The organism is Mucilaginibacter sp. NFX135 (assembly GCF_048565145.1).
In the GTDB taxonomy this organism is placed as follows: Bacteria; Bacteroidota; Bacteroidia; order Sphingobacteriales; family Sphingobacteriaceae; genus Mucilaginibacter.
Map to the genome: position 1 here is coordinate 1,346,022 of NZ_CP183412.1, position 14,652 is coordinate 1,360,673.

The following is a 14,652-nucleotide window of genomic DNA, read 5'->3' on the forward strand; positions in this document are numbered from 1 at the left end:
GTCAGGATTTTTGAAATCACTAATTCAGTAAATCACTAATTCAATAATTATTCCCTATGGATAAAAAAGAAACCTGTTGTATCAAAGTAAACCTGCCCGGTGGCGTTATATCCGCGGGTGACCTGTATGAGTTATTGCTCATTGCCGAAAATGCAGGGGCGCAGGTTATCCGTATCGGAAACCGGCAGCAATTATTTTTTTGCATCGATGCCGACCAATTAGAGGACATGGAAATGGATATGCTGCGGGCCGAGATCAGTTATGAAATAAATGAAGATGAATTTCCAAACATCATTAGCTCCTATGTTACAGATGCCATTTTTAACACAGAAAGCTGGATAAAGGAGGGTGTTTATAAAGACATATTTGATCTGTTTAATTTTAAGCCCAAGTTAAAGATCAACCTGGTTGATCAGCATCAAACCTTTGTGCCTTTTTTTAGCGGTAACTTCAATTTCATTACCTCTAACATTAGCAATTACTGGTATCTGTATGTCCGTTTTCCGAAAACAACCGATATTTATTGCTGGCCATCGATGGTTTACTCAGATGATATTCCTTTGCTAAGCCAAACGGCCGAAAAGATGATCATGGCCCATAAAGCCCAGTTTTATGACCGGCAAAAGATCAATCATCAAAAATTCCATGATCTGGTTATGGCCCAAAATGATTTTGTTACACAGCCCATAACAGAACCGTTAAAACTTCCCGATTTTCAACTCCCCTATTACGAAGGCATTAACCGGTATGTGAATAATAAATACTGGCTGGGTATTTACAGGCGAAATGAACTATTTCCACTTGAGTTTATGAAGGACATTTGCACCATATGCCTAAAAAACCGCATTGGTCAGCTATATACCACCCCCTGGAAATCATTGCTTATTAAAGGCATCAGCGAAGACGACCGCAAAGAATGGGGGAGCATCCTGAATAAGCACCTGATCAACGTAAGACATGCCTCCAATGAACTGAACTGGCAGCTGGAAAACCTGAACAGCGAAAGTCTGGAGTTAAAACAGCAGCTGGTACGGATATTTGAGGAATACGACCTGCGAACTTACCGGCTCTGCTTCGCCATAAAAATGCAGCCCAAAACGGGGCTGCCGGGCTCTATCATCATTAAAAAACAATTGCCAGATGTGTTTGATATTTTGCATACCAGCGATTTTAATCCAAACTCAAAAGATTATGTAACCTACCGGGAAAAAGTGCCAAAAGTTGATCTTGCCAGGTGTTTGATAGGGCTTTGTAATCACTTTTACAGCATTCTGATTGATGATAGTATATCCCCGTCTGTACTACCCAATGAAACAGATGAAAAAGAAACGCATTATATTTATCGATGCCAAAGCTGTTTCAGCATTTATGATCAAACTTTTGGCGATATAGTTAATGACATTATCCCCGGTATCGATTTTCAAATATTAGATGAATATACCTGCCCGATTTGTGATTCACCAAAGAGTAGTTTCATTCGTATTGAAAACAGTATGGATAATATTGGATGGAGAGGAAATTTGTAATATTTCTTTTTGTCCCTTTAAAAAAGAAGTGATGGAATTTTGGTCTTTCTCTGCAAATTTCCTGCAATAAAAAAACCCACTCGCCAGAGTGGGTTTTTTTATTGATTTTCAGGCTCCTGAGGCTGGGCTCGAACCAGCGACCCTCTGATTAACAGTCAGATGCTCTAACCGGCTGAGCTACTCAGGAGTATTTTCCGATTGGAGTGGTGCAAAAGTATGATTTCTGAGGTAATTTCACAATATTTGCGCAAAAAATTTTTAAAAATATTTTACATGAGCTTGTTAGTTATTGGTACTGTGGCATTTGACGCTATCGAAACCCCCTTCGGAAAGACGGATAAAATTGTCGGTGGGTCGGCAACCTTTGCCAGTTTAGGCGCATCTTACTTTTACAACCGTATAAAAATTGTTGCTGTTGTAGGCGACGATTTCCCACAGAATGAGATCGAAGATCTTCAAAAACATCATATAAACACCGAAGGCCTGCAGATAAAGCAAGGTGGAAAATCATTTTTTTGGAGCGGAAGATACCATAACGACATGAACAGCCGTGATACTTTGGCTACCGAGCTCAATGTTTTAGAGGCTTTTGATCCTATTATTCCCGATTCCTATCAGGATTGTGAATACCTGATGCTGGGTAATTTATCCCCACAGGTACAACAAACGGTTATTAAACGGTTAAATAAACGCCCCAAGCTCATTGTGATGGATACCATGAACTTTTGGATGGACATTGCTCTTGATGAATTATTGAATACCATTAAACTGGTAGACGTTATCACTATTAATGATGCCGAAGCTCGTCAACTATCAGGCGAGTTCTCCCTGGTGAAGGCAGCACGCAAGATATTAACCATGGGACCAAAATATGTAATCATTAAAAAAGGTGAGCATGGCGCATTGCTTTTCCATGAAGATAAAATATTTAGCGCCCCCGCTCTGCCATTGGCCGAAGTATTTGACCCTACCGGGGCAGGCGACACTTTTGCAGGTGGCTTTATTGGCTATTTGGCTAAAGTAGGTTCGGTAAATTTTGATTACATGAAAAATGCTATCATATACGGGTCGGCGCTGGCATCTTTCTGCGTTGAAAAATTCGGCTCAGAGCGATTGCGAAACCTATCTCAGGAAGAAATTACTACCCGCATACAAGAATTTGTTGGCTTGGCTAAATTTGAAATATAAACCCCTTTCAGATGTGCGGATATGCAAATGTGAAGATGTTAAATAGTGTGCATAATGCTAAACATTTGCTCATCTAAAATCTGCATATCCGACATCAGGAAGTCCCTTTAGTGGGCCGGTGGGCTTAACCGCCCTATCTTCTCAAACTTTTCAAATACGCTTTCGGTATGAGGCGCATCGGGCAGTTCATCAGTCAGATCCTGTCCGGCCCAATGTTCATAATGCTTGCCGTTTTTCCATAGCCGACTTTCGCTCACATCATAGATCACCCCTTTATAGGCTACCCATATCTGAGGCTTGTCCTGCCCGTTTCGCAGGGCCAGTTGTGATCTGGTATATTCCGGAAGCTGACTCAAGATAATTGATTTTTAGTTTTAAAGTACTCAAAAAATCCAACGTTCATCAACAGCAGAATGATTAAGTAAAAATGATCTTCTACCGGAATGGTACCTACGCGTTTTCCCATATTTTCATTGTTATTATAGATGACTACAGGTATAGATGTTAGTATGCCATTTACTATATAAAAAGGAATAAGCGCTACCAGATAAGCTAAATAAAACCGGTTAAGCCATTTTGCCTTAAACATGTATTGCAGCAAAGGCATCAACACCAACAACAGGCCAAAAGTCACGATAGTATACAATCGATCATGATAAAAAATGGTCCCTAATACACTCAATATGATGATCAAACTATTGATCATAAGTGTGAGCCTGTTATTCATCTGCCATTTGACATAATAATTTAAACAGGCATATATAAAGATACAGGCAAATGGCACGGTTATAAAAAACAATACCTCCTCCAACGGTAGGCCCCAGAGCGTTATCCCTATAATATAATGTGGATTAAAGGACCATACCCCCTTTACGGTAAAAAGCACATCCCAAAACAAAAAGAAAAGCGCGGTTATGGTCATCCCGGGCCCGATAAATTTCCAGCTTTTATAAAAATTCACCCTCTTATCAAACGATAATACCACCGGGAAAAACACGGTTAATACATTGATCAATAAGTAGGTATATTTCACTTTAAAGAGGCTAAGAGCTTGTTTAACTCATCAATTTGAGCTGGGGTACACCTGCGGGAATTCACCAAAAACTTAATGATCTCCACGGTAAGTTCTTTATCGGCTGTACCATAATTTTTTTTACCCAACTGGGTTATGATCTCTTTACTATCGGTTGCTATGTTTTTATTATAACCTAAAAAACCGGGTACACTATCCTCCACAGAAAACCGCATAAACCTGATCTCAATATTATGCGGATCGACCTCTATCGCTTTTTCAAATGTTTTTTCGCAATTTTTGATGTACTTTATCTTGGAGTATGGGTTCCAGGCGTGCTTGGCCTTCAGTGCCTGCACGCCAGCTATAAAGCCATCAATAATTCCTGTACGATTTTTTATACTGTTCAGACTTTTATAAAGAGAATCAGTGGTTTTACTATCATTAATGGCCTCCCTCAATTGCCTGCGTATATTTTTAAGGTTGGGCTCATCGGCCTTTACCCCTTGTATCATGAACAAAAACGAAAACATTCCGGCTATAAAAAAAATACTTCTCCTCATTCTCTTAAATCACATTCAGTTTTTGTTGTAAAACAGCTTTAACGTACAAACCCATCTTCCGTACATCAGAAATACGTATCCTTTTTTGCAGGATAACGTTTGCTGGCGTATAACTTATTTTTTTAAACAGTTTCAAATAATAGGTGTAAGCTATGTAAACCCCTAAACGTGTACCTGGCGGTAATTGTTTTACTCCCTCAAAGGCATTGTCAAAGTCATTTTTAATCTCAGCTTCAATACGATGCTTATCCTGCTCGGTAAAATTATTAAAGTCAATACCGGGGAAATAGGTACGGCCACGCTCCTGATAATCAGCCTGTATATCGCGCAAAAAATTTACTTTTTGAAAAGCAGCGCCCAGGCTGCGGGCCTGGGATAAAAGTGACTGATATTGTGCCTCATTATTATTTGTAAAAACACGCAGGCACATAAGCCCTACCGTCTCGGCCGAACCATAGATGTAGGTTTCATAACAAGCCGGGTCATACACTTTTTTATCCAGATCCATTTCCATAGAACGCAAAAAAGCGTCAATAAGCCTGGTTTCGATACCATACCGGTTTACCACCTGTTGAAATGAGTGTATAACCGGGTTTAAACTGATCTTTTCCTGGATGGCTTTAAACGTTTCCTTTCTGAAATCGTTAAGCAGCGTTAGCTTGTCATGCTCGTGAAAGGTATCCACTATTTCATCAGCATATCTTACAAAACCATAAATAGCGTAAATAGGGTAGCGGAGTTCCTTATCAAAAGCCTTTATTCCCAAGCTGAATGATGTGCTATACTTATTGGTTATTAATTTACTGCATTCAAAACTGGTCTCGTCGTACAGATTCATCATTTACACTTGGGCTGATTCCCAAATGTACAAATTCAAACCGTTATTGTTTTTTATGACCTCAAAACAATTTGTTTAACTTGGACCCCAACAGGTATATGAACAGCGGAAGGCATATTATCATCATCGGAGCAGGTTTCGCGGGCTTATCAGCAGCCTGTGTACTGGCCAAAGAGGGCTTTAAAGTCACCATATTGGAAAAGAACGATCAGCCCGGCGGCCGGGCACGGGTTTGGGAAAAAGATGGTTTTAAATTTGATATGGGGCCCAGTTGGTATTGGATGCCTGATGTGTTCGAGAACTTTTTTGCCTTGTTTGATAAAAAACCTGCTGACTACTATCAACTCGAACGCTTAGACCCCGGATACCGCATCTATTACGGCCCCAATGATATAATGGATATACCCGCCAGTATGACCGAACTGGAAGCTCTTTTTGAGCAAACAGAACCGGGTAGCAGCATTGGCTTAAAAGATTTTTTAAAACAGGCTGCCTACAAATATAAAGTTGGCATGGGCGAATATGTATTCCGTCCCTCCCATTCTATCACCGAATTTATTGACTTTAACCTCATCAAAAAAAGCCTGAACATACAGCTGCTAAGCAGTATGAGCAAGCATGTACGCCGGTATTTTAAAAATCCCCGGCTGATAAAACTATTGGAGTTTCCGGTTTTATTTTTGGGTGCAACACCGCAAAATACGCCTGCCATGTACAGCATGATGAACTATGCCGATCTGGCCCTGGGTACCTGGTACCCGCAAGGGGGAATGAACCAGATTGTAAAGGCCATGATGAATTTAGCCGAAGAGTTAGGCGTCGAACTTAAATTAAATACCGAAGTTGTTAACATCGAAATAAAGGATAATAGCGTCAATAATATAGATACCAGCCAAGGCACATTCCAGGCTGATTTTGTGATAGCCGGGGCTGATTATGAGCATGTTGACCAGCACCTGTTACCCAAATCGCATCGAAATTATACCGAAAAATACTGGAATAGCCGTACCATGTCGCCATCCAGCCTATTATTTTACATCGGCACAAACAAAAAGGTAGCAGGTATAAAACACCACAATTTATTTTTTGACGAAGACTTTGAACTACATGCCAGGGAGATATACACTTCGCCGCAATGGCCTACTAACCCGCTGTTTTATGTTTCCTGCACCTCTAAAACCGACCCTGGTGTAGCGCCCGAAGGCGGTGAAAACCTCTTTTTCCTGATGCCTATAGCACCTGGTTTACTCGATGATGAAAGTATCCGTGAAAAATATTTTGACCTGATGCTCAACCGGTTTAAGCACATTACCGGGCAGGATATCCGCGACGCCATCGTAGTAAAACGCAGCTATGCCTTGAATGATTTTAAAGCTGATTACCACTCTTTTAAAGGCAATGCCTACGGCTTAGCCAATACCCTGGCGCAAACCGCTTTTTTTAAACCAGCTATGCGGGCTAAACACATTACAAACATGTTGTATACCGGCCAGCTAACCGTCCCTGGACCAGGAGTGCCACCAGCCATCATATCCGGCCAGATAGCAGCTCAGGAAGCAATGATAAGCTTTAAGAAAGTATCAAGTAGTTAGTATCAAGTATCAAGATTTTTGGGGTAAACCGTAAGTAGCCTTCTCATTACCTATTCCCGAAGTAAGAAGTCTTGATACTAACTACTTGATACTAAAGTCTAACTATCATACATCAGCGAGTAGATCTCCTGCATATAAATGGCTTCGGCCATGGCAGCATGAAAATCTTCCCACTCTTCAGTAGTAAAAGTTAGTTGTACATCATTAACAGGGGTGCGCATCACCAGCCTTTCCTGTCCGTCGGGAAAGGGATGGGTGTGTTCGGCAAAATCAAGATCGACCGTAAAATCCCTGAACTGTATAAACTGTTCGGGCGAGAAGCTCAGGATCAGGTTGTTATTCCAAATAAATATACAGCGGCACTCTGAGTACCGGCTAATTACCGATGCTCCAACCTGGCTTATGACTTTTGAATCGCACATATACATTGTTAATTAAGTTGGTGCCTGCCCAGCCCGCAAAGCTATCGCATCGCAGCATTTGCTCAAGAGCAGGACTTTATATTTTAACTGTTTTTTACAGGCATGTCCTTTTTCAATAAAAACAAAGTAATACCTTATTTAGAATAAATCCAAATAAAAATAAAAAAGGCTTATTTACAATAACTTAGCAACAGGCAGTTATTTTATGGGGATGATTTTGGTTTTGGTTACGATCTCTTCCTTTTCAAATGCACTGTAGCGGATTACCACATAACCTTTTTTACCGGGAGCTTTTTCAATAGGTTTAACGTCGGCTTCCCATTGGTTGCAGTGCGTTGAGAACGAAGGCACAACCTCCTGCCAGTGCTTGTGGGCCAGTGTGTACACGTAATAAGGGCTCCAGCAACTGGTGAACCACTCGGGCAGGATGCCTATTTCATCAGTACCGTTATTGTTCAGATCGCCGAGATTAGTAATAGTTCCGCCAATTGCATTTGATATTACCAGGGCAGGTATTTCGGGATTAGACGATACAACCTTAATCGTACATCCGTTAACACAATTCTCGCCGCTATCGGCTATTTTGGGTCTAACTACCCAAACATATTCGGGTTTGCCGTCACCATCAAAGTCGCCCTTTATAGCGTCTTTAGGTATATCGTTATTTTTTTGCGCGAGACAAACATGAGTTATAAAAACTAAACTTGATAAGAGTACTGTTTTAAACGGTAGCATAGGAAAATAACGTATGATGAACTTACTGTAGTATTTCTGTTAAGGTGTTAAACCAGGCCTTATCATGGGTATATATGCCGTTATAATCAATAATAAGGTATAAGTATTGTGTTTCGGTGGCAGAGAAATAGTACTCTATTCTTAAAGGCTGCCAAAGCATTCCCAGGCTTTTTTCGGCTGTTACGGGGAACAAATCATCAAAACCCAGGTATACCTGTTTAATATTATCCAGTGGGATAATCAAATCTTCATCCCCCTCAATACCCTCAATGATCAATTCGGCAGTAGTTAATGCGATATAGCCATTATGGCTTAGCAGCACCGGTGTTGAGGTTACTAAACCTGCCAGTATCTTTTTGCTCCGGGATATGCCTGCCAGTTCATGATCATAGCTCCACTTAACATTGCCCTGCAGTAAGAATTTTTCGGCCATACCGATTTGTTTTTTTTAGAATTAGACGTTTACGAGTAAGTTAATATTGTTAAAAGTTGGGGGTTTTATCCAGCAAAAACTTTTTAAACTTATTATTTTAACACTTTTCTGCTCAAAAACGCATCAAAACAGGTCCAAAATCATTCGAAAAACATCGATTTTAACACTTTTTAACAAATTTCAACGCGCTTTTAATACGTTTTTGAAACTTTAAAAAGTATTAATTTATTAGTTGTCAAATAACTACACCAAACAGCCTATTTTTGGGCCTTTTTTTCCTTTACCTCAACGGCCCGACTTTCTGTAAGAAAGCCGGGCCGTTGGAGTAATATAAATATACGAATTTTTAGAGTAAGGAACAAGGGCTTTGCGTCGACTCACCCCGTCTACGCTTCGCTGGACGCCCCTCTCTCCCGCTTCGCGGCAAAGAGGGTAAAAACAGATTTGTCATGCTGAACGGTTGAAGCATCTATTGTACGTCAGGCATGCTGAAGAAGATCCTTCGCTATCGCTCAGGATGACAACGATAAAAAATGAGGTACCCCTCTTTGCGCCGCAGGCGGAGAGAGGGGTGTCGAGCGCAGCGATGACAGGGTGAGTCGTCTACGATAGCGCCTTAATAATTCCCCAAAACAAAAAAGCCTTCCAAGCTAAACTTGAAAGGCTTTTTATATCATCTGCACATCCGCACATCTGAAATCTGCACATCGTTAAGACATCAGTTTGATAAAATCATCAAACAAATACCTTGAATCGTGCGGGCCGGGAGATGATTCCGGGTGATATTGTACCGAGAATGCTTTTTTATCTTTTACACGGATCCCTTCGATAGATTGGTCGTTTAGGTTCACATGAGTGATCTCTACTTTGTCAGATGCACGCACAGCCTCGGGCACTACGCCAAAACCGTGATTTTGTGAAGTTACCTCGCAGTGGTTGATAATAATATTTTTTACCGGGTGATTTAAACCGCGGTGACCATTAAACATTTTTTTGGTTGGGATATCATTTGCCAAAGCCAGCAACTGGTGACCTAAACAGATCCCAAACATCGGTTTTTCGGAAGCCAGGATTGATTTTACTGTTTCAATAGCATAAGGCATCGCAGCCGGATCGCCGGGGCCGTTTGATATAAAGTATCCTGTTGGGGCAAAATCTTGCTCCATTTCGGCAAAGGTGGTTTTTGCAGGGAACACCTTGGCGTAAACATCACGGTCGTCAAAATTACGCAGGATGTTTTTCTTAACACCCAAGTCGAGCACGGCAACACGGTATTTCGCGCTCTCGTCACCAAAAGTATAGGTTTCTGTGGTAGATACTTTTGATGACAGCTCCAGCCCGTCCATAGAAGGTACTTCGGCAAGTTTGGCTTTTAGCTCATCAATATCCAGTATCTCCGAAGATATAATCGCGTTCATAGCGCCTTTGTCGCGGATATGACGCACCAGCTGGCGGGTATCTACATCAGATATGCCTACCAGGTTTTGCGACTGGAAGTAATCCTGTATCGATTCATCGGCCTGTTTACGGCTGTAAGCAATGTTATAGTTTTTACAAACCAAACCCGCTATCTGGATATTTCCAGATTCAACCTCCTCGTTGGTAATACCATAGTTACCAATATGCGCGTTGGTAGCCACCATGATCTGGCCAAAGTACGATGGATCTGTAAAAACTTCCTGGTAACCGGTCATTCCGGTATTAAAGCATATTTCGCCGGTAGTAGTACCGATCTTCCCTGCGGCTTTACCGTGAAAAACGGTTCCATCATCCAATAATAGTATAGCCGGTAATTTGGTGAAGTAGGTCATTTATCAAAAAAATTGAAAGGATTAATAAATCGGATCGCCTGGTTCAAAGCCCCGTGAAAACTGATAGAAATATTGAAGTAAGGAACTTCCTGATTCACGCCGCAAAAATACAGTTTTATTTCGGATTTCGGATGTGGCATTTGGGATTTTTTTTGATTTTGGATTGCCTATATTGGGAATTTCAGATTTTCGTTCCTTCAGGACTGCTGGAAGTAACCCTGAGTGTGCATAAGTGGCTAAAGCCTCAGGGGCCTCTGCGAGAGACCCTGAGGGGACAAAATCTGTTTAAATCGCGGTTCAGACAAAATCAAAACTTCCGAATTCTCCAAATCCGAAATCGAAATTCCGAATTCCGAAATTAATAGTAACCTTTGCATAGCGGAAACATAAATCCGATAGCGAATATCCGAAACCCGAAATAAAACATGTCAATACATAAAGAAGTTAAAAGGATCACTACACATATTGTGCAGGAAATGAAGAACCGTGGCGAGAAAATCGCGATGCTTACCGCGTATGATTACTCCATGGCAACTATTGTTGACGATGCAGGAATGGACATTATCCTGGTAGGCGATTCGGCCTCAAACGTGATGGCCGGTCATGAAACTACCCTGCCTATAACGCTCGATCAGATGATCTATCACGCCTCATCAGTAGTGCGTGCTGCCAAACGCGCGCTGGTGATTGTCGATCTTCCTTTTGGCTCCTACCAAGGTAACTCTAAAGAAGCCCTGAATTCGGCCATCCGTATCATGAAAGAATCAGGCGCCCATGGCGTTAAAATGGAAGGCGGCATTGAAATAGCCGAATCGGTAACCCGTATACTCACCGCCGGCATACCGGTGATGGGTCACCTGGGACTAACACCCCAATCTATTTATAAGTTTGGCACCTACACCGTACGCGCGAAGCAAGAGGCCGAAGCACAGAAATTACGCGAAGATGCCCGCACCTTACAGGAGCTTGGCTGCTTTGCCATTGTAGTTGAAAAGATACCTGCAAAACTGGCCAAAGAGGTAGCCGAAAGCGTACAAATACCTATTATAGGCATAGGGGCCGGGCAGCATTGCGATGGCCAGGTATTGGTGATACATGACATGCTGGGGATTAACAAAGGGTTTAAACCCCGTTTTTTACGCCAGTACGCCAATTTATACGAGCAAATGAACGGTGCCATCAAAAATTACGTAAGCGATATTAAATCAAAAGATTTCCCGAACGAACAGGAACAATATTAAGTTGATTTCGGATTTTGGATGTTCGATTTCGGATTTATGGAAATTTCGAATTTTTTGATGTTTGAATAAATATTTAAATCCGAAATCCCACATCCGAAATCCGAATTAATAATAAATCTCAAATAAAAAGATGCGTCCCGAATTTAATTATACCAGTTATGATATTACCGATAAGGACATCCTTTATGAGGACAATCACCTTATTGCCGTAAACAAACGCGCCGGTGATATTGTACAGGTTGATGAAACAGGCGATGAACCGCTGGATGAAAAGGTTAAAAAATACATCGCCCAAAAATATAACAAACCCAACGGCGCGTTTTTAGGTGTGGTGCACCGGCTGGACCGCCCCGTAAGCGGCGTTATCCTGTTTGCCAAAACCAGCAAAGCTTTGGACCGCATCAACAAGATGTTCAAGGCCCGCGACATGCACAAAACTTACTACGCCGTGGTACGCAAACGCCCGCAACCAGAAGCGGGTACCCTGGTGCATTGGCTGGTAAAAAACTCACAGAAAAATGTAACCAAAGCGCATGATAAAGAAGTGCAGGGCAGTTTACGATCCGAACTACATTACAAACTGGTTGCCGAACTTAACGGTTATTACCTGATTGAGGTTGACCCGATAACCGGCAGACCTCACCAGATCAGGGTGCAGCTATCTACCCTGGGCACACCTATCGTAGGCGATAATAAATATGGCTATCCCCGCGGCAGTCTGCGTAAAAGTATTTGCCTGCATGCCCGCAAGCTAACCTTCGTTCACCCCGTTAAAAATGAACCAGTGACTATCATAGCCCCAGTTCCGCACGATGGTTTCTGGGAAAAGTTTGAAGGAATGATGGTGGGGGCGTAGGGGATAGAGCAGGAAGTGGTGCGGTGATAACACCGACCACAGGCTAAAAATTATAACTGCTTGGCCAACTAAATAAAAATCGATGAATGCCATTTTAAATCAATATAAAGTGCAATTTTTCACTCTGGTAGGATTTGCCTTAGGGAACAATATCACTTCGATAAATGATTTGTTGTCTCAAATTATAGGAGATCATTACACAATTTACGATGCTAACTCTTTGCTAAATGGAATTGACCAAGTGTTAAATAATACAATTCCTATCATTGAATTTGATACACCAAGTTTGCAAGTAGCGGTCGTAAATAGCAATATAACAAAACTCTATGAAGACTTTTACAGTTATGAAAATGATAATACAATAGTACCTTACTATAGTTTACCAACTCAGGATTTTCAAATAATAGTACAAGCGTGGAGGAATTATTTGGTTCAATCCCCAATTAAAAATAAGGAATAAATATATTTTCGATACCTCAAGGTCCTCTACGAGAGACCCTGAGGTATCGGTGGTTTCCAGCTTGTGGTCGGTGTTATCACCGCACCACTATCACCGCATCATTACCCTGCATTTCCAGCCTATGGTCGGTGTTATCACCGCACCATCACCATGCACAGCTTAAATGTGATCCATATAGTGTGTCAGCAATTCATTATCTTCATTCAATAGGTAATATCGGGCCGATGAGTAAGTATAATCCTCAGGCAAGTCACAAAGCCCAGCCTTAACCGGGTTATCGTGTACATAATCCAATTTTTGCTCCAATACATTTCTGTTATATAACGTTGCTTTATGCGGCCTGCGTTCCCAAAATTGGTAATCCCTGTCATTTTGGGTGCTCTTGTAGTTTTTAAGATCCGCTGAATTATTTATTAAATTAAACTTAAGTTGTTGAGCAGTAAATTTACTAAAGTGTTGCTGCACATTCTTATTTAGCCATTCAGGTTGTTTACACCAGATGATGTGTACATGATTTGGCATTATTACATAACCATACAGCCATATCCTTTTATCTTTAACTAAAAAGTTAAGGCTATCTACTATAATTTGTTTGCGATCATGTGATTGCAGTAAAGGCTGCCAGTTAAGACACGTAGCCGTAAAAAATTCAATACCTTGATGCATGAACTAAGATAAAAAAAAAGTGGTGTAGTGATAACACCGACCACAGGCTGCAACTCAATTGGTGGTACGGTGATAACACCGACCACGGGCTGGATAAAAAAGTGGTGCGGTGATAACACTGACCACAGGCTGGAAAAATAACAAATTAAGTTATATAGTGGTACGGTGATAGCACCGACCACGGGCTGGGAAGCAGGGATATCTAAATACGACATAAAGCTTGTGGTCGGTGTTATCACCGCACCACAAATTTTTGATTTTTAACCCCGCCTACAGCCCCAGTACGGTGTTCCAGATTTTTTCATCCACCAAAACACCTTCTTTTAAATTCTGAGCGCGTGTTTTTAGGGTGTTTTCGCCGGGATATGATATGGTTGATCCGGCATGTTCCGGCCTGCTGGTTTTGGTATAAGCGATGACCTCTTCAATTAACGCGGTGGTTTGCTCATCACCTTTTGGCTTTATGCAGATAAACACCTGCGAAATACCTGCCTCTGTTTTCTCTTTGCTGATCCGTGCGGTAGAGTTGCCGCCGCTTAAAACGGTTGCAAGCAGATCAAGCACCAGCGAAAGCCCCGAGCCTTTCCAAAAACCAATAGGCAGCACCCGTTCTGATTGCAGGATAGCCGCGGCATCGGTACTTAAATGTCCTTCACTATCATAACCACCGGGCAGCGGCAGTTCCTCCCCACTTGCTTCGTACTGTTTTAATTTACCAACCGCATATTGCGATATGGCCATATCCAGCACCACATGCCCATTTTTACGGGGCACAGCTATAACTAACGGATTATTACCCAAACGCGGATCAAGGCCGCCCCAGGGTGGTAGGTTGGCAATAGTATTGGTAAAGCAAATGCCAATGTAGCCGGCTTCGGCAGCTTGCCAGCCATAAGTACCGCCACGCATCCAGTGATTAGTATTTTTAATGGCCACACAGCCTATACCGTTTTGGTTGGCCAGTTCCATGGCGCGGTTCATACATATGCCGGCGTTGAGCATTCCGGGGCCATAATTACCGCTCCATTGCTCAATAGCGCCCAGGTCGCCTTCCTTTACTGGTTCGGCGTTGGGCTTAACCCAGCCATCTTTTACAAATTGTACAAAAACCGGAAAACGGTTTAGGCCATGGGTATACACACCATCCCGGCTGTTTTCGGCAAAAATGGAGGCACATTTTTCGGCTTTTTCAATAGTAAAATCAAGGTTGAGTAATATCCGGTTAAACTCAGCTTTAAGTTTTTCAAAAGGTACACGCATGGTAGATATGTAAAAAGTCAAAAGTAAAAATAAAACAACGGGATCGGTT

General features: G+C 41.8%; 16 protein-coding genes and 1 tRNA gene. 6 read left to right on the forward strand and 11 right to left on the reverse strand.

The window, feature by feature from the left end:
• The first annotated feature begins 56 nt into the window (after nucleotides 1–56).
• On the forward strand, nucleotides 57–1,526 hold the full coding sequence (locus ACNURT_RS05875) for a rubredoxin (RefSeq protein ID WP_419700945.1): 1,470 nt from the start codon (nucleotides 57–59) through the stop codon (nucleotides 1,524–1,526).
• Nucleotides 1,527–1,639: 113 nt separating this feature from the next.
• Here ACNURT_RS05875 and ACNURT_RS05880 read toward each other — a convergent pair.
• A tRNA-Asn gene (locus ACNURT_RS05880) sits at nucleotides 1,640–1,713 on the reverse strand.
• Between the two features lie 86 nt (nucleotides 1,714–1,799).
• On the opposite strand from ACNURT_RS05880, the gene ACNURT_RS05885 reads away from it, so the two are divergent.
• A complete protein-coding gene (locus ACNURT_RS05885; protein WP_419700946.1) occupies nucleotides 1,800–2,714 on the forward strand; it encodes a PfkB family carbohydrate kinase in 915 nt (304 codons plus the stop codon).
• 107 nt (nucleotides 2,715–2,821) lie between these two features.
• Here ACNURT_RS05885 and ACNURT_RS05890 read toward each other — a convergent pair whose 3' ends face one another.
• From ACNURT_RS05890 to ACNURT_RS05905, 4 genes are read right to left on the reverse strand one after another with little or no spacing between them, the layout of a single operon-like run.
• Entirely contained in the window at nucleotides 2,822–3,070 is a 249-nt protein-coding gene (locus ACNURT_RS05890; RefSeq protein WP_419700947.1) for a cytochrome b5 domain-containing protein, read from the reverse strand.
• On the reverse strand, nucleotides 3,067–3,747 hold the full coding sequence (locus ACNURT_RS05895) for a lycopene cyclase domain-containing protein (RefSeq protein ID WP_419700948.1): 681 nt from the start codon (nucleotides 3,745–3,747) through the stop codon (nucleotides 3,067–3,069). The genes ACNURT_RS05890 and ACNURT_RS05895 overlap by 4 nt, the downstream gene beginning before the upstream one ends.
• Nucleotides 3,744–4,289 carry a hypothetical protein gene (locus ACNURT_RS05900; protein WP_419700949.1) on the reverse strand — a complete coding sequence of 182 codons (546 nt, stop codon included), beginning with the start codon at nucleotides 4,287–4,289 and terminating at the stop codon, nucleotides 3,744–3,746. Before ACNURT_RS05900 ends, ACNURT_RS05895 begins: the two co-directional genes overlap by 4 nt.
• A 4-nt stretch (nucleotides 4,290–4,293) precedes the next feature.
• Nucleotides 4,294–5,130 (reverse strand): phytoene/squalene synthase family protein, encoded by an 837-nt coding sequence (locus ACNURT_RS05905; RefSeq protein ID WP_419700950.1) that lies wholly within the window; start codon nucleotides 5,128–5,130, stop codon nucleotides 4,294–4,296.
• A gap of 95 nt (nucleotides 5,131–5,225) precedes the next feature.
• Here ACNURT_RS05905 and ACNURT_RS05910 point away from each other — a divergent pair, with 95 nt between their 5' ends.
• Complete coding sequence (locus tag ACNURT_RS05910) at nucleotides 5,226–6,719, forward strand: phytoene desaturase family protein (RefSeq protein WP_419700951.1); 1,494 nt, start codon at nucleotides 5,226–5,228, stop codon at nucleotides 6,717–6,719.
• A 98-nt stretch (nucleotides 6,720–6,817) separates the two neighbouring features.
• On the opposite strand, the gene ACNURT_RS05915 is transcribed toward ACNURT_RS05910, so the two are convergent.
• From ACNURT_RS05915 to carA, 4 genes are all read right to left on the reverse strand, one after another.
• On the reverse strand, nucleotides 6,818–7,141 hold the full coding sequence (locus ACNURT_RS05915; RefSeq protein WP_419700952.1) for a DUF6686 family protein: 324 nt from the start codon (nucleotides 7,139–7,141) through the stop codon (nucleotides 6,818–6,820).
• A gap of 198 nt (nucleotides 7,142–7,339) precedes the next feature.
• Nucleotides 7,340–7,876, reverse strand: coding sequence for a hypothetical protein (locus ACNURT_RS05920; protein WP_419700953.1), 537 nt, complete (start codon nucleotides 7,874–7,876; stop codon nucleotides 7,340–7,342).
• Between the two features lie 22 nt (nucleotides 7,877–7,898).
• Complete coding sequence (locus ACNURT_RS05925; protein ID WP_419700954.1) at nucleotides 7,899–8,309, reverse strand: hypothetical protein; 411 nt, start codon at nucleotides 8,307–8,309, stop codon at nucleotides 7,899–7,901.
• Between the two features lie 710 nt (nucleotides 8,310–9,019).
• Entirely contained in the window at nucleotides 9,020–10,120 is a 1,101-nt protein-coding gene (gene carA, locus ACNURT_RS05930; protein WP_370998983.1) for a glutamine-hydrolyzing carbamoyl-phosphate synthase small subunit, read from the reverse strand.
• A 425-nt stretch (nucleotides 10,121–10,545) separates the two neighbouring features.
• Between carA and panB the strand changes: the two genes are divergently transcribed.
• From panB to ACNURT_RS05945, 3 genes are all read left to right on the forward strand, one after another.
• Nucleotides 10,546–11,361, forward strand: a complete 816-nt coding sequence (panB, locus tag ACNURT_RS05935) for a 3-methyl-2-oxobutanoate hydroxymethyltransferase (RefSeq protein WP_370998984.1) — start codon at nucleotides 10,546–10,548, stop codon at nucleotides 11,359–11,361.
• 130 nt (nucleotides 11,362–11,491) lie between these two features.
• Nucleotides 11,492–12,217, forward strand: coding sequence for an RluA family pseudouridine synthase (locus tag ACNURT_RS05940; RefSeq protein WP_370998985.1), 726 nt, complete (start codon nucleotides 11,492–11,494; stop codon nucleotides 12,215–12,217).
• Between the two features lie 82 nt (nucleotides 12,218–12,299).
• Entirely contained in the window at nucleotides 12,300–12,677 is a 378-nt protein-coding gene (locus ACNURT_RS05945; RefSeq protein ID WP_419700955.1) for a hypothetical protein, read from the forward strand.
• A gap of 159 nt (nucleotides 12,678–12,836) precedes the next feature.
• Here ACNURT_RS05945 and ACNURT_RS05950 read toward each other — a convergent pair whose 3' ends face one another.
• Both ACNURT_RS05950 and yiaK read right to left on the reverse strand, forming a co-directional pair.
• Nucleotides 12,837–13,343: an REP-associated tyrosine transposase gene (locus ACNURT_RS05950; RefSeq protein ID WP_419700956.1), complete on the reverse strand. Its 507-nt coding sequence runs from the start codon at nucleotides 13,341–13,343 to the stop codon at nucleotides 12,837–12,839.
• Between the two features lie 270 nt (nucleotides 13,344–13,613).
• Nucleotides 13,614–14,603 carry a 3-dehydro-L-gulonate 2-dehydrogenase gene (yiaK, locus tag ACNURT_RS05955; RefSeq protein ID WP_419700957.1) on the reverse strand — a complete coding sequence of 330 codons (990 nt, stop codon included), beginning with the start codon at nucleotides 14,601–14,603 and terminating at the stop codon, nucleotides 13,614–13,616.
• Nucleotides 14,604–14,652: the final 49 nt, after the last annotated feature.